The organism is Pseudomonas sp. Q12-87 (genome assembly GCF_001269755.1).
GTDB lineage: Bacteria > Pseudomonadota > Gammaproteobacteria > Pseudomonadales > Pseudomonadaceae > Aquipseudomonas > Aquipseudomonas fluorescens_S.
In genome coordinates this window covers 70,972-94,201 of sequence record NZ_LHVI01000004.1, presented here as the reverse complement: position 1 = coordinate 94,201, position 23,230 = coordinate 70,972, and the positions used below count along the sequence as shown (strand labels likewise).

General features: G+C 61.1%; 22 protein-coding genes. 8 read left to right on the top strand and 14 right to left on the bottom strand.

The genetic code is table 11. The annotated features are described in order from the left end of the window. Positions 1 to 6: 6 nt before the first annotated feature. The 3 genes from AD663_RS01495 to AD663_RS01485 all read right to left on the bottom strand — a co-directional run bounded on the left by AD663_RS01495 (position 7) and on the right by AD663_RS01485 (position 2,536). Entirely contained in the window at positions 7 to 972 is a 966-nt protein-coding gene (locus AD663_RS01495; RefSeq protein ID WP_003177389.1) for a sulfonate ABC transporter substrate-binding protein, read from the bottom strand. Between the two features lie 89 nt (positions 973 to 1,061). Next, positions 1,062 to 1,655 carry an NADPH-dependent FMN reductase gene (gene ssuE, locus AD663_RS01490; protein WP_003177388.1) on the bottom strand — a complete coding sequence of 198 codons (594 nt, stop codon included), beginning with the start codon at positions 1,653 to 1,655 and terminating at the stop codon, positions 1,062 to 1,064. 242 nt (positions 1,656 to 1,897) lie between these two features. Continuing rightward, the gene (locus AD663_RS01485) at positions 1,898 to 2,536 is read right to left on the bottom strand and encodes a peroxiredoxin (RefSeq protein ID WP_003177387.1); all 639 of its coding nucleotides are present in this window, start codon (positions 2,534 to 2,536) and stop codon (positions 1,898 to 1,900) included. Positions 2,537 to 2,872: 336 nt separating this feature from the next. Here AD663_RS01485 and AD663_RS01480 point away from each other — a divergent pair, with 336 nt between their 5' ends. Continuing rightward, complete coding sequence (locus AD663_RS01480) at positions 2,873 to 3,268, top strand: nucleotidyltransferase domain-containing protein (RefSeq protein ID WP_003177386.1); 396 nt, start codon at positions 2,873 to 2,875, stop codon at positions 3,266 to 3,268. Then, positions 3,258 to 3,686 (top strand): DUF86 domain-containing protein, encoded by a 429-nt coding sequence (locus AD663_RS01475; RefSeq protein ID WP_003177385.1) that lies wholly within the window; start codon positions 3,258 to 3,260, stop codon positions 3,684 to 3,686. Before AD663_RS01480 ends, AD663_RS01475 begins: the two co-directional genes overlap by 11 nt. 94 nt (positions 3,687 to 3,780) lie before the next feature. Here AD663_RS01475 and AD663_RS01470 read toward each other — a convergent pair whose 3' ends face one another. The 3 genes from AD663_RS01470 to argE form a co-directional block, all read right to left on the bottom strand. After that, a complete protein-coding gene (locus AD663_RS01470) occupies positions 3,781 to 5,127 on the bottom strand; it encodes an OprD family porin (RefSeq protein WP_003177384.1) in 1,347 nt (448 codons plus the stop codon). A gap of 477 nt (positions 5,128 to 5,604) precedes the next feature. Beyond that, positions 5,605 to 6,903, bottom strand: a complete 1,299-nt coding sequence (argA, locus tag AD663_RS01465; protein ID WP_003177382.1) for an amino-acid N-acetyltransferase — start codon at positions 6,901 to 6,903, stop codon at positions 5,605 to 5,607. A gap of 133 nt (positions 6,904 to 7,036) precedes the next feature. Continuing rightward, a complete protein-coding gene (argE, locus tag AD663_RS01460) occupies positions 7,037 to 8,194 on the bottom strand; it encodes an acetylornithine deacetylase (protein ID WP_003177381.1) in 1,158 nt (385 codons plus the stop codon). Between the two features lie 158 nt (positions 8,195 to 8,352). Between argE and AD663_RS01455 the strand changes: the two genes are divergently transcribed. Beyond that, complete coding sequence (locus AD663_RS01455; protein ID WP_003177380.1) at positions 8,353 to 9,720, top strand: inorganic triphosphatase; 1,368 nt, start codon at positions 8,353 to 8,355, stop codon at positions 9,718 to 9,720. A 152-nt stretch (positions 9,721 to 9,872) separates the two neighbouring features. Here the strand turns inward: AD663_RS01455 and AD663_RS01450 are convergent, their stop codons facing one another. Beyond that, complete coding sequence (locus tag AD663_RS01450; RefSeq protein ID WP_053213139.1) at positions 9,873 to 10,343, bottom strand: Lrp/AsnC family transcriptional regulator; 471 nt, start codon at positions 10,341 to 10,343, stop codon at positions 9,873 to 9,875. Positions 10,344 to 10,469: 126 nt separating this feature from the next. Between AD663_RS01450 and AD663_RS01445 the strand changes: the two genes are divergently transcribed. From AD663_RS01445 to AD663_RS01425, 5 genes are all read left to right on the top strand, one after another. Then, a complete protein-coding gene (locus tag AD663_RS01445; RefSeq protein WP_053213138.1) occupies positions 10,470 to 10,808 on the top strand; it encodes a hypothetical protein in 339 nt (112 codons plus the stop codon). Positions 10,809 to 10,952: 144 nt separating this feature from the next. After that, a complete protein-coding gene (locus tag AD663_RS01440; RefSeq protein WP_003177377.1) occupies positions 10,953 to 12,737 on the top strand; it encodes a GspE/PulE family protein in 1,785 nt (594 codons plus the stop codon). 124 nt (positions 12,738 to 12,861) lie between these two features. Further along, a complete protein-coding gene (locus AD663_RS01435) occupies positions 12,862 to 13,782 on the top strand; it encodes an SPFH domain-containing protein (RefSeq protein WP_003177376.1) in 921 nt (306 codons plus the stop codon). A 9-nt stretch (positions 13,783 to 13,791) separates the two neighbouring features. Further along, on the top strand, positions 13,792 to 14,241 hold the full coding sequence (locus AD663_RS01430; RefSeq protein ID WP_003177375.1) for an NfeD family protein: 450 nt from the start codon (positions 13,792 to 13,794) through the stop codon (positions 14,239 to 14,241). A 64-nt stretch (positions 14,242 to 14,305) separates the two neighbouring features. Beyond that, a complete protein-coding gene (locus tag AD663_RS01425; protein ID WP_172680574.1) occupies positions 14,306 to 14,626 on the top strand; it encodes a DUF2388 domain-containing protein in 321 nt (106 codons plus the stop codon). Positions 14,627 to 14,702: 76 nt separating this feature from the next. Here the strand turns inward: AD663_RS01425 and gcvH are convergent, their stop codons facing one another. From gcvH to pepP, 7 genes are all read right to left on the bottom strand, one after another. Then, a complete protein-coding gene (gene gcvH / locus AD663_RS01420) occupies positions 14,703 to 15,086 on the bottom strand; it encodes a glycine cleavage system protein GcvH (RefSeq protein WP_053213137.1) in 384 nt (127 codons plus the stop codon). A gap of 53 nt (positions 15,087 to 15,139) precedes the next feature. Beyond that, a complete protein-coding gene (gene gcvT, locus AD663_RS01415; RefSeq protein WP_003177372.1) occupies positions 15,140 to 16,222 on the bottom strand; it encodes a glycine cleavage system aminomethyltransferase GcvT in 1,083 nt (360 codons plus the stop codon). 208 nt (positions 16,223 to 16,430) lie between these two features. Next, positions 16,431 to 18,047, bottom strand: coding sequence for an iron ABC transporter permease (locus tag AD663_RS01410; RefSeq protein ID WP_003177371.1), 1,617 nt, complete (start codon positions 18,045 to 18,047; stop codon positions 16,431 to 16,433). A 219-nt stretch (positions 18,048 to 18,266) separates the two neighbouring features. Next, positions 18,267 to 19,271: an extracellular solute-binding protein gene (locus tag AD663_RS01405; protein WP_003177370.1), complete on the bottom strand. Its 1,005-nt coding sequence runs from the start codon at positions 19,269 to 19,271 to the stop codon at positions 18,267 to 18,269. 138 nt (positions 19,272 to 19,409) lie between these two features. Continuing rightward, positions 19,410 to 20,627 (bottom strand): 2-octaprenyl-3-methyl-6-methoxy-1,4-benzoquinol hydroxylase, encoded by a 1,218-nt coding sequence (locus tag AD663_RS01400; RefSeq protein WP_172680573.1) that lies wholly within the window; start codon positions 20,625 to 20,627, stop codon positions 19,410 to 19,412. A gap of 73 nt (positions 20,628 to 20,700) precedes the next feature. Beyond that, complete coding sequence (gene ubiH, locus AD663_RS01395; RefSeq protein ID WP_003177368.1) at positions 20,701 to 21,888, bottom strand: 2-octaprenyl-6-methoxyphenyl hydroxylase; 1,188 nt, start codon at positions 21,886 to 21,888, stop codon at positions 20,701 to 20,703. Then, on the bottom strand, positions 21,885 to 23,219 hold the full coding sequence (gene pepP, locus AD663_RS01390) for a Xaa-Pro aminopeptidase (RefSeq protein WP_003177367.1): 1,335 nt from the start codon (positions 23,217 to 23,219) through the stop codon (positions 21,885 to 21,887). The genes ubiH and pepP overlap by 4 nt, the downstream gene beginning before the upstream one ends. Positions 23,220 to 23,230 lie beyond the last annotated feature (11 nt).

Here is a 23,230-nt window from a genome sequence, read left to right as displayed (position 1 = left end):
GTCGAATTACTGGGCTTTCGCAACGGCCGCCGGCGGCGTCCAGATCACGTCCTTGATGCTCAAGGGCTTGGGAATCAATTTGAGCTGGTAGAAGCTGTCGGCGATTTTCTGCTGCGCCGCGACGACTTCTGGCGTGAGAAACAATGCCCCATAGCCCTGGCGTTTCACCGAGGTCAGCGTGATGTCGGCAGGCAGCCCGAGCAGTGGCGAAACCTGCTGCGTCACGTCTTCAGGATTGGCCTTGGACCATTCGCCCACGGCGCGCACTTCTTCCACCAGGGCCGTAATGACCTGCGGATTTTTTTGCGCATAAGGCTTGGTGGCGAGATAGAACTGATGGTTGTCGACGATACCCTTGCCGTCACGCAGGGTACGGGCCTGCAACTGCTGCTCGGCGGCTGCCTGGTACGGATCCCAGATGACCCAGGCGTCGACACTGCCACGTTCGAACGCAGCGCGGGCGTCGGCCGGCGGCAGGAAAACCGTCTGGATATCAGTGTATTCAAGACCCGCATCTTCCAGCGCCCGCACCAGCAGGTAGTGGACGTTGGAGCCTTTGTTCAGCGCGACTTTCTTGCCCTTGAGGTCTTGCACCGACTGAATGGGCGATCCTTTGGGCACCAGGATGGCTTCGCTGGTGGGGGCTGGCGGTTCGTAGGCGACGTAGAGCAGATCGGCGCCTGCTGCTTGGGCAAACACGGGTGGAGTTTCGCCGGTCACGCCGAAATCGATGGAGCCGACGTTCAAGCCTTCGAGCAGTTGCGGGCCGCCGGGGAACTCAGTCCACTGCACGTCCACGCCTTGGGCAGCGAGACGTTTTTCCAGCGAACCCTTGGCCTTGAGCAGCACCAGGGTGCCGTATTTCTGATAACCGATCCGCAAGGTCTCGGCTTGAGCCTGGATGATGGCGCCGAAGGACACAGCCGCAGCAAACAGTGCGACCAGCCCGCGACGCAAAATGACAGTGCGCATGGCGCTCTCCTTTTTGCTGTGGGGTTTTGGCTGCACCTGCTTGGCCGTTAGCGGCTGAGTAAGGTGAGTTGAATCTGGGTAAGTAGCGTTCAAATGCTCCAGCGAGCACTCAACAAACGTTCATTCAATACAGCGGGGTCCAGCGGCTTGGGCCGGCGGGCCATGGCGCTGAAAAACTGTTCCAGCGCCTCATCCAGACGTTGTTGCAAGGCCGGCGTCAATTGCGCCTGGGCGCTGCCTTCGCCATAAGCGATCTGGCTGTCTTCGGCAAAAATTCCGTGGAGCATTTCCTGGGCCTTGAGCGCCGAAAGCACCGGCTTGAGGGCGTAGTCCACCGCCAGCATGTGAGCGATGCTGCCGCCGGTGGCCATGGGCAACACCACCTTATGGGCCAGGGCGCGCTCAGGCAGCAGGTCAAGCACGGTCTTCAACGCACCGGAGAAAGAGGCCTTGTATACCGGTGTGGCGATCAACAGGCCGTCGGCGTTTTCGATTTGCTGGAGCAGGTCGACGACCTTCGGGCTGTCGAAACGGGCATGGAGCAGGTCTTCGGCCGGGAAATCGCGCACCTGATAGCTCACGACCTCGACACCTTGCCGCTGCAACCAGCGTTGCGAGCGTTCCAGCAGTACCCCGGAACGGGAGCGCTGGCTGGGACTGCCACCGAGTGAGACGACCAACATGCCAAGCATTCCTTAAAGGTCACGTGCGATTCGCAGTAGGCGATCTCGCTGTACGGGACAAACCATAACAGGGGATCAATATATCTTTAAATCATATTTATTCATTTGGTTATTCTATTTGGATATATACAAGGAGCTTTTTTCCAAGCAATAAAAAAGGCCGTCGAAACGGCCAAAACCCTTGGTGCACAGTTCATTGGCGTGGGAGCGAGCTTGCTCGCTCCCACAGGTTCAGTGTTGCATCAGCGATTGGGTTGCGGGGTAAGGCGCAGATAAGGCTTCACGGCGCGGTAGCCCTTGGGGAAGCGCTGCTTGATTTCATCCTCGTCCTTGAGCGACGGCACGATCACCACTTCGTCACCGTCCTGCCAGTTGGCCGGGGTGGCGACTTTGTAATTGTCGGTCAGTTGCAAGGAGTCGATTACCCGCAAGATCTCATGGAAATTGCGACCGGTGCTGGCTGGATAGGTAATGGTCAACCGGACCTTCTTGTTCGGATCGATCACAAACAATGAACGCACGGTCAAGGTGTCGTTGGCATTGGGATGGATCAGGTCGTACAGGTCTGAAACCTTGCGGTCGGCATCGGCCAGGATCGGGAAGTTGACGACGGTATTCTGGGTTTCGTTGATGTCCTCGATCCACTTGTGGTGCGAATCCACCGGGTCTACCGAAAGGGCAATTGCCTTGACGCCACGGTTGGCGAACTCATCCTTGAGCTTGGCGGTGAAACCCAGCTCGGTGGTGCACACGGGTGTGAAATCCGCCGGATGGGAAAACAACACGCCCCAGCTGTCACCGAGCCATTCGTGGAAGCGGATCTTGCCGGCGCTGGAATCCTGTTCGAAATCGGGGGCGATGTCGCCGAGTCTGAGGCTCATGGTGCGGCTCCTGGATGAGGTTGTTGTGAGCCCAACTCTGCACCCGTTTCGATTGATTTAAAAAGAATAAATATCCATTTATCTAGATCAATAGTGAATATAAAAAACTGTTCACTGGCATCGCTTTGCATACCGGCACAAGATCGCCAGCGAGGTTCGAGAAGGCCTCGAGTTGCTGAAAAGAGGAGAAGTTTCGAGAAGGGCTACAGGGGTGGGCCTGACTCGGAAACGCAAAAGCCCCGCCCGGCGCGATGCCGGGCGGGGCTTTTTTTGCTTTGTACCCACACTACGGAAATTATTGACGCGATTTCAGGACGAGCGGCTAGGATAGGCAGCATGAACACTCAAGCCTTGCTGACACATCTGCAAAATCACCTCCCTGGACTGCTGGCGGTTTACCTGTTCGGTAGCCATGCACAGGGCACCGCCGGGCCTGGCAGCGATGTCGATTTGGCTGTGCTTTTGTCCGGCGAAGTCGATCCTGTGTCGTTATGGCAGCTTTCAGGTGATTTGGCGGATATCGCGGGCAGTCCGGTGGATCTGATCGATCTACGCGGGGCAACGACCGTTATGCAGTATCAGATCGTGACTCGAGGTCAGCGGCTCTGGGCCAGAGACGTACAGGCGGGGTTGTTCGAGTGTTTTGTTCTCAGCGAAAAAACAGCGCTCGATGAGGCTCGGGCAGGTTTGCTCAAGGATATCCAGGAAGAAGGCAGTGTGTATGGCCGATGACGTGCTGATCAATAAAGCAGCGAGTATCGAGCGTTGCGTCGCCAGGGTGCGGGAGGAGTACGAGAAAGATCCCGCTACGTTTGCAACCGATTTCACTCGCCAGGATTCGGCAGTCCTGAACATCCAGCGGGCGTGTGAAGCGGCACTGGATATGGGGCAGCATTTGATTCGCCGTGAGCGACTGGGTGTCCCGCAAAGTGCCCGCGATACATTCGAGTTGCTTTTTCAAGGTGGCTGGATGAAAGAAGGTCTGGTGAAAAACCTGAAGAACATGGTGGGTTTCAGGAATATCGCCGTGCATGACTACCAAGCCCTGCAATTGCCAATCATGGTCGCGATCATTACCGGACATTTGGATGATTTTCTAGCGTTCAGCGCATTCATTCTGCGTAAGGACGCGGCGGAGTCTGCACCGTAGCGGCGGGAGCGCTAAGAGAACCCTCTTCAGAAAACGCAAAAGCCCCGACCGGCGCGATGCCGGGCGGGGCTTTTTTATCAGGCGAACGCGCTGCTTACAGCAGTGGCAGCGAGTAGCTGACGATCAGGCGGTTTTCGTCCTGGTCACGCTGACCTGGGACGTCGTTGCGCCAGGTAGCGTTTTTCCACATCACGCCAACGTTCTTCAGCGGACCTTCCGGTACGACGTAGCCGACGGTGATGTCACGTTCCCACTCGGAACGGCCAGAACCATTTTCATTACCATTAGAACCGACGGTATCAATGTTATTGCCACGCAGATAAATCATACCCGCGGTCAAGCCGGGCACCCCGACTTTGGCGAAGTCGTAAGAGTAACGCGCTTGCCAGGTACGTTCGCCTGCGCGTGCAAACTTGGCGATCTGCATGTCAGTGGTCAGGTAAGCCGACGAGCCATCACCTTGGTTCAACCAAGGGAAGTCACTGCTGCCATTGCTGACTTGATAACCGCCACCGAAAGTGTGACCTGCAACGGTATACAGAAACAATCCACTGTACAGGTTGTTATCGACTTCGCCTTTACCACTGGCAACACCGTTGTAATTACCGGTGGTGTAGTAGGTGGAGTCATTGCCATTGGCGCCGTCGCTGCGGCTGTTGAAATAACGCAGGTCAGACTTCAGTACGCCCGGGCCGATGGCCCAGTTGTGCACCAGACCCAGGAAGTGTTGCTTGTAGAAGTCTTCCAGGTTGCCGTAGTAGTACTGGGCGGTCAGGTCTTTGGTGATTTTATAGTCACCACCACCGTAGATGAACTTGTTGCTGTCGCGACCGCTTGCGGTACGACCGTTCGCACCGGCAATGGACAACTCCTCGTTGTTGCTGGAGTTACGGCCTTTGGCGTGCTCGATCTGGCCGCCGATCAGCGTCAGGTCCTTGATTTCGTTCGAGGTGACTTGGCCGCCTTGGAAGGTTTGCGGCAGCAGGCGACCATCGTTGGTTACGATGACCGGCAGTTTTGGCTGCAGGGTGCCCAGCTTCAGCTCGGTCTGGGAGATCTTGGCTTTGGCAGTCAGGCCCAGGCTAGAGAAGTTATCCACCGCCTCGCCGTTAGACTTGCTCGGGAACACAGTGCCGCCGTAGCTATTGTTGGAGGCGCCATTGGTGCCGCCACCTGAATCCAGCTTGATACCCAGCAGGCCGATGGCATCGATACCGAAGCCGACGGTGCCCTGGGTGTAGCCGGAAGTGAAGCGCAGGTCAAACCCTTGGCCCCACTCTTCGTTTTTATTAACGGTGGCCGCAGAATCACGGTTATCCGTGTTGATGTAGAAGTTACGCAGACCCAAGGTAGCCTTGCTGTCTTCGATAAAACCGGCGGCGCCTGCCTGCTGCGCCAAAACCCCAACGGCCACGGCCAGGGCCAAGGTGGACTTGTTCATGCTTCGCTCCTCTCGTTTTCTAATTCTTGTGTTTCTTTGGCTCCGGATCGAATGCCCGGAATCCGCGGATGCGCGATTAGCGCCAGACCGTGACCGACAAGTCAATCGTAACCATTTATGACTACGACTATGGTCTAACCCCCACTACACCGGCCCGCAGAATAATGGATTCTCTATAAATCTAAAAAGAATTGTTTCATCAGTTTTCAGCCCGTTTGGAAATATAGACGCCATTCGAGCTTCGTCAACCGTGACCCGGCGTATCGGCCTGGCGGCAGATTACTGAATGGCTGTTTGTCGGAGAACCTCTGCCAGGGCGATATGCCGAGCGCCCGGGCCTGTCTCGCCGCCCTTCAATCGCCGTATCTCTGCGCACAGCACCGTCCCCCCAGGCCGCGATCTTGATGGCTTTGCGTCAGACAAATCATTGTCTGAAATCAACAAGAGGCGGCCTGCGACAGTTCTACACAGCCGCTGCTAAAGGGCTTTTTCGAAAATTTTCGAATTGCGCTGGTAGTTATAGAGCGACGCCCGCGCCGCCGGCAGCCGGTCGACGCTGCTGGGTTCAAAGCCCCGCTCGCGGAACCAGTGGGCGGTACGGGTGGTGAGCACGAACAAGGTCTTGAGCCCCTTGGCGCGGGCGCGGGTCTCGATTCGCTCCAGCAACTCATCGCCCCGGCCACCGTGGCGGTACTCCGGGTTCACCGCCAGGCAGGCCAGCTCCCCGGCGTCCGAATCGGCGATCTGGTACAGCGCCGCACAAGCGATGATCATGCCTTCGCGCTCGACCACGCTGAACTGCTCGATCTCGCGCTCCAGTACTTCGCGGGAGCGACGCACCAGGATCCCCTGCTCTTCCAGCGGGCTGATCAGGTCCAGCAAGCCGCCGACGTCTTCGATGGCCGCTTCGCGCACCACCTCGAATTGTTCCTGGGCCACCAGCGTACCGCTACCGTCCCGGGTGAACAGCTCGGCCAGCAGCGCACCATCCTCGACGTAGCTGACGATATGGCTGCGAGCCACACCGCCACGGCATGCCTGGGCCGCCGCATCCAGCAATTCGGCCTGATAGTCGCTGCCCAGGCGCTTTATATGGGCCGGGACCTGTTGCGGACGCAACTCACGCACCAGCCTGCCATCCTCGCCGATCAACCCTTGTTCGGTGCCGAACAGCAACAGCTTGTCGGCTGCCAGGTCGATGGCAGCGCGGGTGGCAACGTCCTCACAGGCAAGGTTGAAAATCTCCCCCGTGGGCGAATAGCCCAGCGGCGACAGCAGCACGATGGAGCGCTCGTCCAGCAAGCGGTTGATGCCCTTGCGGTCGACCCGCCGTACTTCGCCGGTGTGGTGGTAATCCACCCCTTCCAGCACGCCGATGGGCCGGGCAGTGACCAGGTTGCCGCTGGCGACCCGCAGACGCGAGCCCTGCATGGGCGAGGACGCCATGTCCATGGACAGGCGCGCCTCGATGGCGATGCGCAACTGGCCGACAGCGTCGATCACGCACTCCAGGGTCGCGGCATCGGTAATGCGCATGCCGTGGTGGTAATGGGGCGTCAGGCCACGTGCCGCGAGGCGGGTCTCGATCTGCGGGCGCGAGCCATGGACCAGCACCAGGCGCACGCCGAGGCTGTGCAGCAACACCAGGTCATGGACGATGTTGCCGAAATTCGGGTGCTCCACCCCGTCGCCGGGCAGCATGACGATGAAAGTGCAATCGCGGTGGGCATTGATATAGGGCGAAGCGTGACGAAGCCAATTGACGTATTCGGGCATGAACCTGGGCCTGTAATAATTAACAGCCGAAAAAAGACGAAGACAGAACGCACAGCGGGCTGATGGTTATCGTCGGAACAGGCTTGGCGACACGCGCGCTCTCCTCATGAATACGGGCCCGGACGGGGGCAATTTAGCCGGCAGTGGCCGGCGTCAGGCAGTAATGACCAATCAACTGCCGCAACAGCTGTACGGTAGGTTGCAAACGTGACATTTCGAGGTACTCGCCCGGCTGGTGGGCACAGGCAATATCGCCAGGGCCGAGTACCAGGGTTTCGCAGCCAAGGCGCTGAAGATAAGGCGCTTCGGTGCCAAACGCCACTGCTTCGGCACGGTAGCCGGTGAGCCGTTCGGCCACGCGCACCAGTTCGCAGTCCTCGACCTGCTCGAACGGCGGCACCTCGGGGAACAGCGGCGCATAGTCGATCTTGACCTTGTGTCGCTCGGCGATGGGGTCGAGCTTCTGCTGGATCGCCGCCCGCAGCACTTGCGGGTCCATGCCCGGCAAGGGCCGCAGGTCGAATTCCATGGAGCACTGGCCACAGATCCGGTTGGGATTGTCGCCGCCGTGAATGCAACCAAAGTTCAGGGTCGGTTGCGGCACCGTGAACTGCGGGTTACGGAATTCGCGCTGCCATTGCAGGCGCAGGCCACGCAGTTCGCCCATGGCGTCGTGCATGGCTTCCAGGGCGCTGTGGCCCAGGCTCGGATCCGAGGAATGGCCGCTGCGCCCGAGGATGTCGATGCGCTCCATCATCACGCCCTTGTGCAGGCGAATCGGCCGCAGGCCGGTCGGCTCGCCGATGATGGCCGCCCGCCCCAGTGGACGCCCGGCATCGGCCAGGGCCCGGGCGCCGGCCATGGAGCTTTCTTCATCGCAAGTAGCAAGAATCAGCAGGGGCTGATGGAACGGCTGGTCCAGCAGCGGCTTGACCGCTTCGATGGCCAGGGCGAAAAAACCCTTCATGTCGCAGCTGCCCAGGCCCACCCAGCGGCCATCGACCTCCGTAAGCTTCAGCGGATCGGTCTGCCACAACGCACCGTCGTATGGCACCGTGTCGCTGTGGCCGGCCAGCACCAGGCCCCCTGGGCCACTGCCGAAGCTGGCCAGCAGGTTGAACTTGCCGGGGCTGACTGGCTGGATATCGCAGGTAAACCCAAGGTCGCCGAGCCAGCCCGCCAACAGTTCGATCACGGCGCTGTTGGACTGGTCCAAGCCAGGCTGGGTACAACTGACCGAAGGCGCGGCGATCAGGGCAGCGAACTGATCTTTCATGGATGGCAAAGGCATCGCTGGCTCCGGGCTTACAAATTGGCGTTCATCATAGAACCATCCGGCGCCAGGAAGAAACCGCCGCGGCGCGTAGGACGACCGAGTCCTGTACACTGCACGGCCTTGGCAGCCACACCTTTCCCCGGCTGCGCACCCGATCCCTGGATTTTCCGGCCATGCAGAAAGAAACCGAAATCAAACTCCGCGTCAGCCGCGAGACCCTGGCAGCCCTGCGCGAGCACCCGCTGCTGAAAAAACGCAACAAAAGTGGCTGGGAACGCCATGAGCTGATGAACCAGTACTTCGACACGCCGGAGCGCGACCTGGCCCAGGCCAAGGTCGCCTTGCGCTTGCGTCGCGACGGCGAAGAGGTGATCCAGACCCTCAAGACCCGAGGTCAGAGCATCGCCGGCCTGTCCGAGCGCAACGAATACGATTGGCACCTGCCCAAGGCCAAGCTTGACCTGAAAAAACTCGACGGCGAATGCTGGCCCGAGGCCTTGGCCGAACTGGACAAGAAGACCCTCAAGGCCATTTTCACCACGGATTTCGTCCGCGAACGCGCGGAAATCGCTTGGGGCCGTGGCAAGAGCAAGGTGGTCATCGAAGCCGCGCTGGACCTGGGCCATGTGGTGGTCGGCAAGCAGAAGGAAGAAATCTGCGAGCTGGAGTTGGAGCTGCGCGAAGGCGAGCCCGCCGCCCTGCTGGAACTGGCCGCCGAGTTGGCCGCGACGCTGCCCTTGATGCCCTGCGACATCAGCAAGGCCGAACGTGGCTATCGCCTGCACGACGCGGGCAGCTATGCGCTGAGCCTGCCGGCACCGCAACTGACCGCCGAAACGCCGCTGGATGACGCCTTCGCCGCGCTGAGCTGGCATTTGCTGGGCAGCAGCCAGCGCTTGGCCGAGCAATATCGCTTTAATGGTCACTGGCGCCTGTTGCAGGACTGGGTGGAAATCCTTGTCGAACTGCGGGCCCTGCTCAGCAGCCTTGGCCAGGCCGCACCGCGCCAATCGACCCACGACTTGCGCGTGGCGCTGGACGCACTGCTGGAAGACTGGCGCCCGTTGGTCCAAGCCGGCCTGGATGACGAAGACGTGCGCAAAGCCGCACCGGAACAGTTCCTGGAAGAGCTGCAGGATCCGCGCTGGGGCCTGTTCTCCCTCACCACCTCGCGCTGGCTGCTGGCCCGCACCTGGGCCGCCGAGCGCAACACCCGTGGCAACCGCCAGGGCGCAGCGCAACTGGGCAGCTGGCTGCCGCGCCTGCTGGGCGAAGAATCCTCGTCCCTGCAACTGCAACGCTACCAACAGCAGCCAGAAGACCTCGCCGAACAACTGCCACGCATCGAGCGTATCCGGGCCTGGCTGCACCACGCCCGCCATGTGCTGGAAATCCCGGAAATGGATCGCCTCTACGGCGAGCTGAACAAACTGGCACAACTGGCCAATGAGCCGATCACCGACGAAGCACTGGATGCGCGCAAGCAGCAGGCGATTGCGGTGTATCAGAATCGGGCCTGGAAGACTTTGTTGCGCCTGTAACCGAGATATCTGCGGCGCCTTTCATATCGCCTTCGCGAGCAAGCCCGCTCCCACATTGGATCTCCAGTGAACACAAAAAGCGTGTACGGCGCAGATCCAGTGTGGGAGCGGGCTTGCTCGCGAAGGGGCCGCCACTTTCATCTCAGATCAAACTATCGCAGCACCGGCAAGCTCGTCGTGGACTTGATCTCCGACAGCGCCACGATCGAGTTCACTTCCTGGATCCCCGGCACCATCGACAGCTTTTCGAAGAAGAATCGCTCATAGGCCTCGATGTCCGCCGTGACGATGCGCAGCAGGAAATCCACCGACCCCATCAGCACGTAACACTCCAGTACTTCGGGAAAGCCGCGAATCGCCTCGGTGAATTCGGTGAAGTTCGAACGCCCATGGGCATTGAGTTTTACTTCGGCGAAGATCTGCGTGTTGAGGCCGATCTTCTTGCGATCGAGCAGCGTCACCTGGCCGCGAATGATCCCTTCCTCCTTCATCCGCTGGATCCGACGCCAGCATGGCGATTGGGACAAGCCCACCTGCTCGGCAATCTGCGCGCTGGACAGCGAAGCGTCCTCTTGCAGCAGCGCCAGAATCCTGCGGTCGTAGCTATCCAGCTCGCTTTGCATAAGTAAACCCAAAATGAATGATGTGACGAATTAGACGATTCGAAATATCGCCAAGAACGCTCATCTTAGATAAGAAATATCCGTCGACGCATGTAAATATTTCTCCCAAGCCCAAGGAGACCGTACATGCCCCCACTTGAAGCCGTTGCCACTGCCCCGACTCGCGCCGACGTATGGAATGCGACCAATGCTCATTGCAGCGTGCAGTACCAAGTGCAGGCTGAAGCCGAGCCAGACCTCCTGTGCCGGGCATTGAACCTGTTTGCCTTGCAAGGCCTGACGCCGAGTCAGGTGCGCGTCGAGCGCCAAGGCGACCTGCTGTCGATGGACATCGTCATGGACGGGCTGAGCTGGCATCGCGCCCAGGTGATTGCGGAAAAATTACGTAACCTGATCAGCGTGTACTCGGTAGATCTGCAAGACGCTGATATTGCGCGGGTTGGGGCGATCCAGGCGGCGGGCTGAGGGGTGAGGAGCAAGAATTCGTAACGCATTGGTCGGGTAGTGGCCCAACGGTCTATCGGGTCGGGACTATTCTTTTGCAGACCGAGCGAAGACGCCGAGGCGTCTGTATCGCGGCTTTGCTGCAATTGTCCAATAGGAACCCGCATGTCCACCAAACACGCCACTCAGGACCGCTGGCTGGACCTCAACGATCTGCTGCGCCAATTGGTCGCCCAAGGCCTGATCAGTCAGGATTCAGCCGAAACCGCCCTCAATGCCCGTCGGCGCCACAACGCCAAGAGCGAACAACACCCGCTGGAGTTCATTGCCAACCAGCACCTGGACGACCTCAGCCGCCCTGGCAAGCGCCTGGACCTGGAAAACCTGACGCTGTGGCTGTCCCAGCAGGCCGGCCAGCCCTACATGCGCATCGACCCGCTGAAAATCAACGTGGCGGCCGTGACGCCCCTCATGTCCTATGCCTTTGCCCAGCGCCACAAGATTCTCGCGGTGGCCGTTGATCGCGACGCCGTGACCGTGGCCAGCGCCCAACCCTACGTCAGCAGTTGGGAAGCCGACCTGACCCACGTGCTCAAGCTGCCGGTCAAGCGGGTGGTGGCCAATCCGGTGGACATCCAACGCCTGAGCGTGGAGTTCTATCGCCTGGCCAAGTCGGTCAGCGGCGCCACGACGGTCGACCAGCAGCCCAGCAACCTGAGCAATTTCGAGCAGTTGCTCAACCTGGGCGCCAGCGACCAGGAGCCGGACGCCAACGACGCGCACATCGTCAACATCGTCGATTGGCTGTTCCAGTACGCATTCCAGCAGCGGGCCAGCGATATCCACATCGAACCGCGCCGCGAACAGGGCACCGTGCGGTTTCGCATCGACGGGGTGCTGCACACCGTCTATCAGTTCCCACCGCAGGTAACCATGGCCATCATCAGCCGGCTCAAGAGCCTGGGGCGGATGAACGTCGCGGAAAAACGCAAACCCCAGGACGGCCGGGTCAAGACCAAGACCCCGGACGGCGGCGAGGTGGAATTGCGCCTGTCGACCTTGCCGACGGCGTTCGGCGAAAAAATGGTCATGCGGATCTTCGACCCGGAAGTGCTGCTCAAGGATTTCGACCAGCTTGGCTTCTCTGCCGACGACCTGCGCCGCTGGCAGGACATGACCCGCCAGCCCAACGGCATCATCCTGGTGACCGGCCCTACTGGTTCGGGCAAGACCACCACCCTCTACACCACCCTCAAGAAACTGGCGACGCCGGAGGTGAACCTCTGCACCATCGAGGACCCGATCGAGATGGTCGAGGCATCCTTCAACCAGATGCAGGTCCAGCACAACATCGACCTGACCTTCGCCGCCGGGGTGCGGGCGCTGATGCGACAAGACCCGGACATCATCATGATCGGTGAGATCCGCGACCTGGAAACCGCCGAAATGGCGATCCAGGCCGCGCTCACCGGACACTTGGTCCTTTCAACCCTGCACACCAACGATGCGCCGAGTGCGATCAGTCGCCTACTGGAACTAGGCGTGCCTCATTATCTGATCAAGGCCACCGTGCTGGGGGTCATGGCCCAGCGCCTGGTCCGCACGCTGTGCCCGCATTGCAAGGCGCCCCTGACCCTTGACGAGGATGATTGGCAAACCCTCACACGGCCGTGGCAGGCGCCATTGCCAAGCAACGCTCAACGGGCCGTCGGTTGTTCGGAGTGCCGTGATACCGGTTATCGCGGCCGCGCCGGCGTCTACGAAATCATGCAACTGGGCGACAGCGTCAAGGCCTTGATCCACCCGGACACCGATCTGTTGGCGGTGCGCCGCCAGGCGTTCAAGGAGGGCATGCGCAGCCTGCGGCTGTCCGGCGCGCAGAAAGTCGCCGCCGGGCTGACAACGGTGGAGGAAGTGTTGCGCGTGACACCTCAAAGCGAACAGAAATAGCCCATGGCGGCGCCTGGGAGACGAAACCTCCCACGCACAAACCAGACGGTTCCGTGACGAGGATAGTGGCCGGGTGCCCTACACTGAGGTTTCCCGAGTCATCTCATTGGAACAAGGAACCGTCATGCAGATCGGCAGCGTACTTCTACTTTTCATAGGGCTGGTGTTGGCCGTCCTGTTCATGGGCTTCAAAGTCGTCCCCCAGGGTTACCAATGGACGGTCGAACGATTCGGGCGCTACACCAACACGCTCAAGCCCGGCCTGAACATCATCATCCCCGTCATGGACCGTATCGGCCGCAAGATAAACGTCATGGAAAGCGTACTGGACATCCCACCCCAGGAAGTCATCACCGCAGACAACGCCACGGTGCAGATCGACGCGGTGTGCTTTTTCCAAGTGGTCAACACGGCCCAGGCCGCCTACGAGGTCAACAACCTCGAACATGCCATCCGGAACCTGCTGCAAACCAATATCCGCACCGTGCTCGGCTCCATGGAGCTGGACGCGATGTTGAGCCAGCGTGACGGCATCAATGAAAAGCTGCTGCGCACGGTGGACGAAGCTACGGCGCCTTGGGGTATCAAGATCACCCGGATCGAGATCAAGGACATCAGCCCGCCGGCGGACCTGATGGCGGCCATGTCGGGACAGATGAAGGCCGAACGAATCAAGCGTGCCCAGATCCTGGAAGCCGAAGGCCTGCGCGCCTCGGCGATTCTGACCGCCGAAGGCAAAAAACAGGCACAGATCCTCGAAGCGGAGGGCAGCCGTCAGGCCGCGTTCCTCGAGTCCGAGGCCCGCGAGCGCCAGGCACAAGCCGAAGCCCTGGCCACCCAGGTGGTGTCCCAGGCGATTGCCGACGGCAACGTTCAGGCGGTCAATTATTTCGTCGCCCAGAAATACATCGACGCCCTCGGCCGCCTGGCTTCGGCCAATAACAGCAAGGTAATCCTGATGCCGTTGGAGGCCAGCCAGGTGATCGGTGCGGTCGGTGGCATCGGCGAGATCGTCAAGGCCACTTTTGACACCAAGAAGATCTGAGGCACGCACATGTGGGCTTTTCTGCAAAACCTGTCGTATTGGGACTGGCTGGCACTGGGCGTCATCCTGTTGATCCTGGAGGTGTTCGGTGCCGGTGGATATTTGCTCTGGATCGGCATGGCCGCAGCAGCGGTCGCCGCCTTGCTCTTCGTCGTCCCGCAGCTTTCCTGGGAGCTGCAGTTCCTGCTGTTCGGCCTGTTCGCCATCGCGACAGCATTGTATTGGTGGCGTCGCCAGCGCAGCGCAGTTCGCGAAAGCGATCAGCCGCACCTGAACCTTCGGGGCCAGGAGCTGATCGGCAAAACCTTCCAGGTGCACGAAGCGATTGTCGACGGGCGGGGAAAAATCAAGGTGGCCGACGGGGTATGGCTGGTCAAGGGTCCGGAATCACCCGTTGGCGTTCGCGTCAGGGTAGTGGCACAGGATGGAGCGATCCTGCAGGTGGAGCGGTATGACTGAAGGGTCACGGAACTGAACTGGGTGCCGGCGCTCAAAACCTATAGTTAACCCAGTGGAGTCACCTATCATGCGTCTCAAACTTGCTGTCGCTACCCTAGCCTTGCTGTCTCTTCCTGTTGGCTCGGCAATGGCTGACACGTTTTGGCGTAACGTCATCTCATCCGGTGCGACCACCGGTTCTACCTACCTGACCTTCAAGGATCACAAGCTGATCGTTGCCGCCCAGGACGATGCCGGCAGCTTCGTCGCCAGCGATGGCAGCATTCGTGGCCCCTACCTGGAAGCTGCGATGCAGAAAGTCCGTGCCGACAACCCGGGCCTGCAGGCCACCGACATGGAGTTGGCCAACGCCATCCTGGCGAAAAACGCCGTCGCCCAGGACTGATTCCCAGACCATGAAAAATGCCGCTCGATTGAGCGGCATTTTTTTGCCTGCTTAAGATCCCCCACAGGTTCGCCGGCTATTCGCCGATAGCAGCCTTGTAGCCTGCCGCGTCGAGCAGCTTGTCCAGATCAGCCCCGGCATTGGAGGGTTTCACCTTGAAGATCCAAGACGTGTAGGGCGCATTGTTCAACGCCTCAGGCTCACCGCTCAGGGCTTCGTTGACTTCAACCACTTCACCCGCCACCGGCGAGTAGATATCCGAGGCTGCCTTCACCGATTCCACCACGCCCGCAGCGTCACCTGCCGCAAACACCTTGCCAAGCTCCGGCAGTTCGACAAAAACCACGTCACCCAGCGCTTCCTGCGCGTGGTCGGAAATGCCTACAACGATCAGATCGCCCTCTTGCTTTGCCCACTCATGGCTTTCGGCAAAACGCAGTTCGGCAGGGATATCACTCATATTCTGTGTCCTCAAGATAAAGTGTCAGCGGCCAGCGGCCCGCCGCAAAAAGGTTAGATCAAGGTTTTGCCATGGCGGACGAAGGTCGGCTTGACCACCCGTACCGGATACCATTTGCCACGAATTTCCACCTCGGCACGATCGGCGGTAGCCATCGGAACACGTGCCAGGGCAATCGACTTGCTAAGCGTAGGAGAAAAACTACCACTGGTGATCTCCCCTTCGCCAACATTGGCGATGCGAACCACCTGATGGGCGCGCAAAACGCCCCGTTCTTCCAATACCAGTCCGACCAGTTTGTGCTGCACACCGCCGGCAAGCTCCGCTTCCAACGCGCTGCGTCCGATGAACTGACGACTCGCCGGTTCCCAGGCGATACTCCAGGCCATGTTCGAGGCCAACGGCGAAACGTCCTGGTGGATGTCCTGGCCATAAAGGTTCATACCAGCCTCCAGGCGCAAGGTGTCGCGGGCGCCCAAGCCAATGGGCGAAATGCCCGCGCCTACCAGGTCGTTGAAAAAACTCGGCGCTTCATGGGCAGGCAGGACAATTTCCAGGCCGTCTTCGCCTGTATAGCCGGTACGGGCGATGAACCACTCGCCGTCGGCGCGGCCTTCGAAAGGCTTGAGTTGCTGGATCAACTGGCCGCGCGGCTGCGAGACCAATTCGGCGATTTTCTGCCGGGCCTGGGGCCCTTGGATTGCCAGCATCGCCAACTCGGCGCGCTCATGCAGTTGCACGTCGTAGGCACCAAGCTGCGCCTGCATCCAGGCCAGGTCCTGGTCACGGGTCGACGCGTTGAAGACCAGCCGATAGCCGCTCTCGACCCGATAAATGATCATATCGTCGACGATGCCACCCCGCTCATTGAGCATCGTGCTGTACAAGGCACGTCCAGTGTCCTGCAAACGCTCGACGTCGTTGGCCAGCAAACGCTGCAGCCAGACCTTGGCCTGGGGCCCCGCAACGTCGATCACGGTCATGTGGGATACATCGAACACACCGCAGTCGCGACGCACCTGATGGTGCTCTTCGACCTGCGAGCCGTAATGCAAGGGCATATCCCAACCGCCAAAATCGACCATCTTCGCGCCGAGGGCGAGATGAAGGTCATACAGAGGCGTACGCTGTCCCATGGGTTTCTCCTTCCGGGCTTGGCGAAGGTGCGGACAGGGACTCAGCGCAATGCCTTGGAATAAGCATCTTGCGCCATTCTCAGTCACCCGGCCCGACGGACGGACCGCACCGAATGCCGCGCATTGTAGCCGCATGATGTAGGACTGGCACCTACGGGCGCGTGCAATTAATTTGGTCGCCGCAGGGGATAGTCATTAAGAACCTCCTCTAGCTGTTTCGATGGGCCGAACGTCGTATCAATCCGATGACCGGCAGCAAGCCCACCAGTACCAGGGTCAACGCTGGCAGTGCGGCCCGGGCCCACTCCCCTTCGCTGGTCATTTCAAATACCCGCACTGCCAGCGTATCCCAGCCGAACGGGCGCATCAGCAGCGTTGCCGGCATTTCCTTGAGCACATCGACGAACACCAGCAACGCCGCGCTCAAGGTGCCGGGCAACAATAATGGCAAATACACCCTGAAAAACAGCTGCGGCCCGCTGATCCCCAGGCTGCGTGCGGCTTCTGGCAGCGAGGGGCGAATGCGCGCCAGGCTGCTTTCCAGCGGCCCGTAGGCCACGGCCAGGAAGCGCACCAGATAGGCGAGCAATAGCGCCGAAAGGCTGCCCAGCAGCAGTGGTTTGCCGGCACCGCCAAGCAAAGTCGACAGCGGGATGACCCATTCGCGATCCAGATAGCTGAACGCAAGCATGATCGACACCGCCAGCACCGAGCCGGGCAATGCATAACCCAGGTTCGCCAGGCCGACGCCCGCGCGAATGGAACGGGTCGGCGCCAGGCGCCGGGCAAAAGCCAGCAGCAAGGCGACACAGACCGTGATCAGCGCAGCCAGGGCACCAAGGTAGAGGGTATGGACGATCAGCCCGGCATAACGCTCATCCAGGTCGAAACGACCACGCTGCCAGAACCACACCACCAGTTGCAGTACCGGGATGACAAACGCACAGGCGAACACCAGCAAGCACCAGCCGCTGGCCGCTGCGGCCTTGAATCCGCGCAGCGCATACAGCGCCTTGATCCGCGGCCGCTCGTTGCCTGCCCGATGGGCGCCGCGTGCCCGGCGCTCGCCGTAAAGCACAATCATCACCGCCAGCAGCAACAGGCTGGCCAGTTGGGCGGCACTGGAGAGGCTGAAGAAGCCGTACCAGGTCTTATAGATGGCGGTGGTGAAGGTATCGAAATTGAATACCGACACCGCGCCGAAATCCGCCAGGGTCTCCATCAGCGCCAGCGCCACGCCCGCGCCGATGGCCGGCCGCGCCATCGGCAGCGCCACTCGCCAGAACGCCTGCCAAGGCGTTTGCCCGAGCGCCCGGGCCGCTTCCATCAACCCCTTGCCTTGGGCGAGGAAAGCGCTTCGTGCCAGCAAGTAGACGTAAGGGTAAAAGACCAGCACCAGCACCAGGATCACGCCACCGGTGGAACGGACCCGGGGCAGGCGCAGGCCGCTGCCGAACCATTCGCGCAGCAACGTTTGCACCGGGCCGGCAAAATCCAGCAGGCCAACGAAGACAAACGCCAATACGTAAGCGGGTATCGCAAAAGGCAGCATCAACGCCCAGTCGAGCCACCGTCGACCGGGGAACTCGCAAAGGCTGGTGAGCCAAGCCAGGCTGACCCCTAGCACTGTCACACCGACACCCACGCCCAGGATCAGCGTGAGGGTGTTCCCCAGCAGACGTGGCATTTGGGTTTCCCACAAGTGGGACCAGATTTGCACGTCGATGCTCTGCCAGGATAACAACAGGACACTCAGGGGCAGCAGGACCAGCGCCGCGACGGCGAAGACCAGGGGATACCAGCGGCGTTGGACGGGGTGGGTCAAGGAGAACGCTCGTTCAAGTGATGATGCCCACGCTACAGGTGCGCAGTTGTCATTGCTGACAATTACCCATGTGGCGAGGGAGCTTGCTCCCGTTGGGCTACGAAGTAGCCCCCCGATTCTGAATCATGACCCGTCAGGTAGATCCCGGCAGATCTTCCGGGACGGCTTCGCCCTCCAGCGAGGGAAAGCTCCCTCGCCACAGACGCACACCCAGGCCGATCAGTTCCAGCCAGCGCGATCCATCATGCGAATCGCTTCGGCCTGGCGTTTACCCGCGACTTCCACCGGCAGCGTATCGGCCTTGAATTTGCCCCAGGCAGCCACTTCCTTGGACGGCTCGACCTTCGGGTTGGCTGGGAATTCCTGGTTCACATCGGCGAAGATGCTTTGCGCCTCCGGCGTGGTCATCCACTCCACCAATTTTTTCGCGGCGTCCGGGTGCGGTGCATGCTTGGTCAAGCCAATGCCCGAGAGGTTGATGTGCACGCCGCGGTCAGCCTGGTTCGGCCAGAACAGTTTCACCTTCAGGTCCGGCTTCTGCTGGTGCAGGCGGCCATAGTAGTAAGTGTTTACGATGCCGACGTCGCACTGCCCGGCATTGATGGCCTCCAGCAACGCGGTGTCGTCGGAGAACACGTCGGTGGACAGGTTGCGCACCCAACCCTTGAGGATTTCCTCGGTTTTTTCCGCCCCGTGGGTTTCGATCAGGGTAGCGGTCAAGGACTGGTTATAGACCTTCTTCGAGGTCCGCAGGCACAGGCGGCCTTCCCATTCTTTGCCAGCCAATGCTTCATAAGTGGTCAGTTCACCCGGCTTCACCCGGTCGGTGGAATAGGCAATGGTCCGTGCCCGCAGGCTCAAGCCGGTCCAGGCGTGGGAGGCGGCGCGGTATTGAGCCGGGATGTTGGCATCGATCAGCGGGGAGGTGAACGGCTGGAGGATGCCCATCTGCTCGGCCTGCCAGAGGTTGCCGGCGTCGACGGTGAGCAGCAGGTCGGCCGTGGCGTTTTCACCTTCGGCCTTGATACGTTGCATCAACGGCGCTTCCTTGTCGGTGATGAACTTCACCGCCACGCCGGTCTTCTTGGTGTAGGCATCGAAGACCGGCTTGATCAGCTCGTCGATACGGGAGGAGTAGACCACCACCTCATCGGCGGCCTGGACAGCAGTAGAGCCGATCAGGGTCAAGACGAGGGCGGACAGCAGGCGCTTGGGTGCCGACATGGAAGGGGTCTCTCGATTTGTGGAATGCGCAAATGATAAGGACTCACATTTGGCATCTCAATCGAACAGTGGGCGGACACATTTCCAAATGTTGCACGCAAGGAACTGGGGTGGCCGTTCCTGCCCCATCAGCTCCAATCAGGCCTTGGCCAACTCAGGCAAATCCCCGATCAGCCCCAGCGCCTCACGCACGAACAGCGCCTTGGCCTCGGGCATGCGGTCGACCAGTTTCAAGCCGGTATTGCGCAGCCAGCGAACCGGCAGCGGATCGGCCTGGAACAAGCGCTCGAAACCTTCCATCGCCGCCATCAACGCCAGGTTATGGGGCATGCGTCGGCGCTCGTAGCGGCTCAACACTTTCACATCCGCCAACCGCTCGCCCCGTCCGGCTGCCTGCAACAGCACTTCGGCCAGCACGGCGGCGTCGAGGAACCCGAGGTTCACCCCTTGCCCGGCCAGCGGATGAATCGTGTGCGCCGCATCGCCGATCAGCGCCAGCCCTTCGGCCACGTAGCGCTTGGCATGACGTTGGCGCAGCGGCACGCACAGGCGCGGGTCGGCACTCAAAACAGGGCCGAGCTGGCCCTCGAAAGCCCGCTCCAACTCATTGCAGAACGCAGCGTCATCGAGGGCCATCAGGCGCTGGGCCTCGCCTGGGGTGATGGACCAGACGATCGAGCACCAATCGTGCTGGCCGTCGCGTTCCAGTGGCAGGAACGCCAGCGGGCCGTTGTCGGTGAAGCGCTGCCATGCGGTCATTCGATGCGGTCGGGCGCAGCGCACGCTGGTAACGATGGCATGGTGCAGGTAATCCCATTCCCGCGTGGCGACGCCCGTCAGGCGGCGCACGGCGGAATTCGCCCCGTCGGCGGCGATGACCAAAGGCGCCCGCAACGTGCGGCCGTCGGCCAGGGTCAGCAGCCAGTCATCGCCGGAACGGCGCATCTGCTCCAGTCGTGCATTGGCCAGCAGGCCGAGGTCACAGTCATGCAATCGATCCAGCAACGCATCCTGTACGACACGGTTTTCAACGATGTGCCCCAGCGCCTCGGCATGCAAGCTGGCGGCCGAAAAATGGATCTGCCCAGTGCCGCTGCCGTCCCAGACGTGCATATCGGTGTAAGGGCTGGCGCGTCGGGCGGTGATACCCTCCCAGACGCCCAGGCGCTCGAGGATTCGCTGGCTGGCCGTTGACAAGGCGCTGACCCGAGGCTCGAACGAGCCCTGGGAATCGAAGGGTTTGACGCTCAGCGGGCTGCCGTCGAGCAGCAACACTTGCAAGCCGCTGCCTTGCAACGCCAGCGCCAGGGCGCTGCCGACCATACCGGCGCCGACAATCAGCAGATCTGCACGCAATTCCATGCTTCAAGCCTGTTTTGCTGGCGACGTGAGCCGCCCGTGAAAAGAATGGTCAACTTCGCATCCGCACTCACACATCCGGACGCGTCCCCAGGCCCATGGCCTGGCGGGCGAACCAGCGCTTGGCCGGCGGCAGCAGGTCGAGGCCCAAGAGGCCAAGGTTGCGGCCCAGGGATACCAGCGGCAGACTGCTGCCGAACAGGCGCGTGACCTGGTCGGAAAAACCTACGGTCAGGGCCTGGTCCATCCGCTGGCGCTCGCGATAGGCCTGTAACACGGCAAAGTCGCCCGGCTCGCTGTCGCTGTCGAGTAACGCGTCGGCCAGGGCCTGGGCGTCACGCAGGGACAGGTTGAACCCCTGTCCGGCAATCGGATGCAAGCTGTGGGCGGCATTGCCAAGGATCGCCAAGTGGGGACGAACCTGCTCTTCGGCCTCCACCAGCGCCAACGGATAAAGATGCCGCACGCCCACCTGCTTCAGCGTGCCCAGGCGGTAACCGAATACACCCTGCAACTCGCTGAGGAAGCTGCGCTCGTCGAGGGCCGCCAGCCGTTGTGCATCCATGCCCTGGCGGGTCCAGACCAGTGCACAGCGATTGTCCGGCAACGGCAACAAGGCCATCGGCCCGTCGTCGGTGAAACGTTCGAAGGCCACGCCATTGTGGGCCTCGCTGGGGGTGAGATTGGCGATCAACGCGCTCTGGTCATAAGGCCGATTGCGCACGCCGACGCCCAACTGCTCGCGCAGGCCGGAGCGGCCGCCGTCAGCCAGCACGGCGAGGTCGCACTCCAAGGTGGTTTCATCGTCGAGGGTCAGGCGATAGCCGCCCACCAGCGGCTCCATCCGAGTGACCTGCGCCGGGCAGCGCCAACTGACCACTTCCTTGTCCAGGCCCTGCCACAGGCAATGGCCAAGCCAGGCGTTCTCCACCACGTAGCCCAGGGCCGGCACACCCTCTTCCATCGCCGACAGGCGCGCAGTGGAAAACCGCCCGCGATCGGACACGTGGATCTGCTTGATCGGTTCGGCACGCCGGGAAATTTCCTGCCAGACACCCAGGCGCTGGTAAATCTGCCGGGCGCCGTAGGACAACGCCGAGGACCGCGCGTCATAGCTCGGCTGCCAGGCGTCGCCAGGGGCGAAGGGCTCGATCAGCGTGATCGTCCAGCCCCGGGCCTTGGCGCCGGCTTGCAGGGCCAGCGCCAGGCTCGCGCCGACCAGGCCGCCGCCGATAATCGCCAGGTTGACCCGACTCATGCCGCTTGAGTCCGTGCGGCGGCCATCAGGGCCTCGATGTCGGCGACCGTCTTCGGTACGCCGTGGCTCAGGATTTCACAACCGGTTCTGGTCACTACCACGTCATCCTCGATGCGCACGCCAATGCCGCGCCATTTTTTCGCTACGCTGCGGTTGTTCGGGCTGATGTAGATCCCCGGCTCGACAGTGAGTGTCATGCCGATTTCCAAGACCCGCCATTCGCCGCCGACCCGGTATTCGCCGACATCATGCACGTCCATGCCCAGCCAATGCCCGGCGCGGTGCATGTAGAACGCCCGGTAGGCCTCGCTGGCAATCAACTCCTCCACCTTACCTTCCAGCAACCCGAGACGCACCAGCCCTTCGGTAATGACCCGGACCGTCGCTTCATGGGCCTGGTTCCAATGCTTGTCCGGCGCGATCTGGGCAAATGCCGCCTCCTGGGCCGCCAGCACCACTTCGTAGATCGCTTTCTGTTCCGGCGAAAACTTGCCGCTGACCGGCCAGGTACGGGTGATATCGCTCGCATAGCAGTCGATTTCACACCCAGCGTCGATCAGCACCAGGTCGCCGTCCTTGAGCACCGCGTCGTTCTGCTGGTAATGCAGGATGCAACTGTTGCGCCCCGCCGCGACAATCGAGCCATAGGCCGGCATTTTCGCCCCGCCCTTGCGGAACTCATAATCCAGCTCGGCCTCCAGGCTGTATTCGAACAACCCCGGGCGCGCCGCCTGCATCGCGCGGATATGCGCCTGGGCAGAGATCCGCGCCGCTTCGCGCATCACCTTCACTTCCGCCGCCGATTTATACAGGCGCATGTCATGCAGCAGATGATCCAGGGCAACGAATTCATTCGGCGGCTGGGCGCCGAGGTGAGCCTTGGAGCGGATGACATTGATCCACTCCATCAGATGCCGGTCGAATTCCGGGTTGCTGCCCATGGCCGAATACACGCGGTCGCGGCCTTCGATCAGGCCCGGCAGGATGTCGTCGATGTCAGTGATGGGGAATGCATCGTCGGCGCCGTAGTCGCGGATCGCGCCTTCCTGGCCGGCCCGCAGGCCATCCCAGAGTTCACGCTCGGCGTTGCGCTCGCGGCAGAACAGGATGTACTCGCCGTGGGCGCGGCCAGGCATCAGTACCAGCACCGCTTGCGGTTCGGGGAAGCCACTGAGGTACTGGAAGTCGCTGTCCTGGCGGTAGACGTGCTCGACGTCGCGGTTGCGGATCGCAACGGCGGCGGCGGGCAGGATTGCGATGCTGTTGGGTTCCATCTGCGCCATCAGGGCCTTGCGGCGACGGCTGTATTCCGATTTCGGGATATGAATCATGGGCAGACGGG

Bases quoted from the DNA above. Each gene is read 5' to 3' on its own strand.
- AD663_RS01495 (WP_003177389.1), bottom strand. From the start codon at position 972: ATGCGCACTGTCATTTTGCGTCGCGGGCTGGTCGCACTGTTTGCTGCG.
- AD663_RS01485 (WP_003177387.1), bottom strand. From the start codon at position 2,536: ATGAGCCTCAGACTCGGCGACATCGCCCCCGATTTCGAACAGGATTCC.
- gcvH (WP_053213137.1), bottom strand. From the start codon at position 15,086: ATGAGTGATATCCCTGCCGAACTGCGTTTTGCCGAAAGCCATGAGTGG.
- AD663_RS01480 (WP_003177386.1), top strand. From the start codon at position 2,873: ATGAACACTCAAGCCTTGCTGACACATCTGCAAAATCACCTCCCTGGA.
- AD663_RS01440 (WP_003177377.1), top strand. From the start codon at position 10,953: ATGTCCACCAAACACGCCACTCAGGACCGCTGGCTGGACCTCAACGAT.
- AD663_RS01405 (WP_003177370.1), bottom strand. From the start codon at position 19,271: ATGTCGGCACCCAAGCGCCTGCTGTCCGCCCTCGTCTTGACCCTGATC.
- gcvT (WP_003177372.1), bottom strand. From the start codon at position 16,222: ATGGGACAGCGTACGCCTCTGTATGACCTTCATCTCGCCCTCGGCGCG.
- AD663_RS01455 (WP_003177380.1), top strand. From the start codon at position 8,353: ATGCAGAAAGAAACCGAAATCAAACTCCGCGTCAGCCGCGAGACCCTG.
- AD663_RS01445 (WP_053213138.1), top strand. From the start codon at position 10,470: ATGCCCCCACTTGAAGCCGTTGCCACTGCCCCGACTCGCGCCGACGTA.
- ssuE (WP_003177388.1), bottom strand. From the start codon at position 1,655: ATGTTGGTCGTCTCACTCGGTGGCAGTCCCAGCCAGCGCTCCCGTTCC.
- AD663_RS01430 (WP_003177375.1), top strand. From the start codon at position 13,792: ATGTGGGCTTTTCTGCAAAACCTGTCGTATTGGGACTGGCTGGCACTG.
- argA (WP_003177382.1), bottom strand. From the start codon at position 6,903: ATGCCCGAATACGTCAATTGGCTTCGTCACGCTTCGCCCTATATCAAT.
- ubiH (WP_003177368.1), bottom strand. From the start codon at position 21,888: ATGAGTCGGGTCAACCTGGCGATTATCGGCGGCGGCCTGGTCGGCGCG.
- AD663_RS01470 (WP_003177384.1), bottom strand. From the start codon at position 5,127: ATGAACAAGTCCACCTTGGCCCTGGCCGTGGCCGTTGGGGTTTTGGCG.
- pepP (WP_003177367.1), bottom strand. From the start codon at position 23,219: ATGATTCATATCCCGAAATCGGAATACAGCCGTCGCCGCAAGGCCCTG.
- AD663_RS01475 (WP_003177385.1), top strand. From the start codon at position 3,258: ATGGCCGATGACGTGCTGATCAATAAAGCAGCGAGTATCGAGCGTTGC.
- AD663_RS01450 (WP_053213139.1), bottom strand. From the start codon at position 10,343: ATGCAAAGCGAGCTGGATAGCTACGACCGCAGGATTCTGGCGCTGCTG.
- AD663_RS01435 (WP_003177376.1), top strand. From the start codon at position 12,862: ATGCAGATCGGCAGCGTACTTCTACTTTTCATAGGGCTGGTGTTGGCC.
- argE (WP_003177381.1), bottom strand. From the start codon at position 8,194: ATGCCTTTGCCATCCATGAAAGATCAGTTCGCTGCCCTGATCGCCGCG.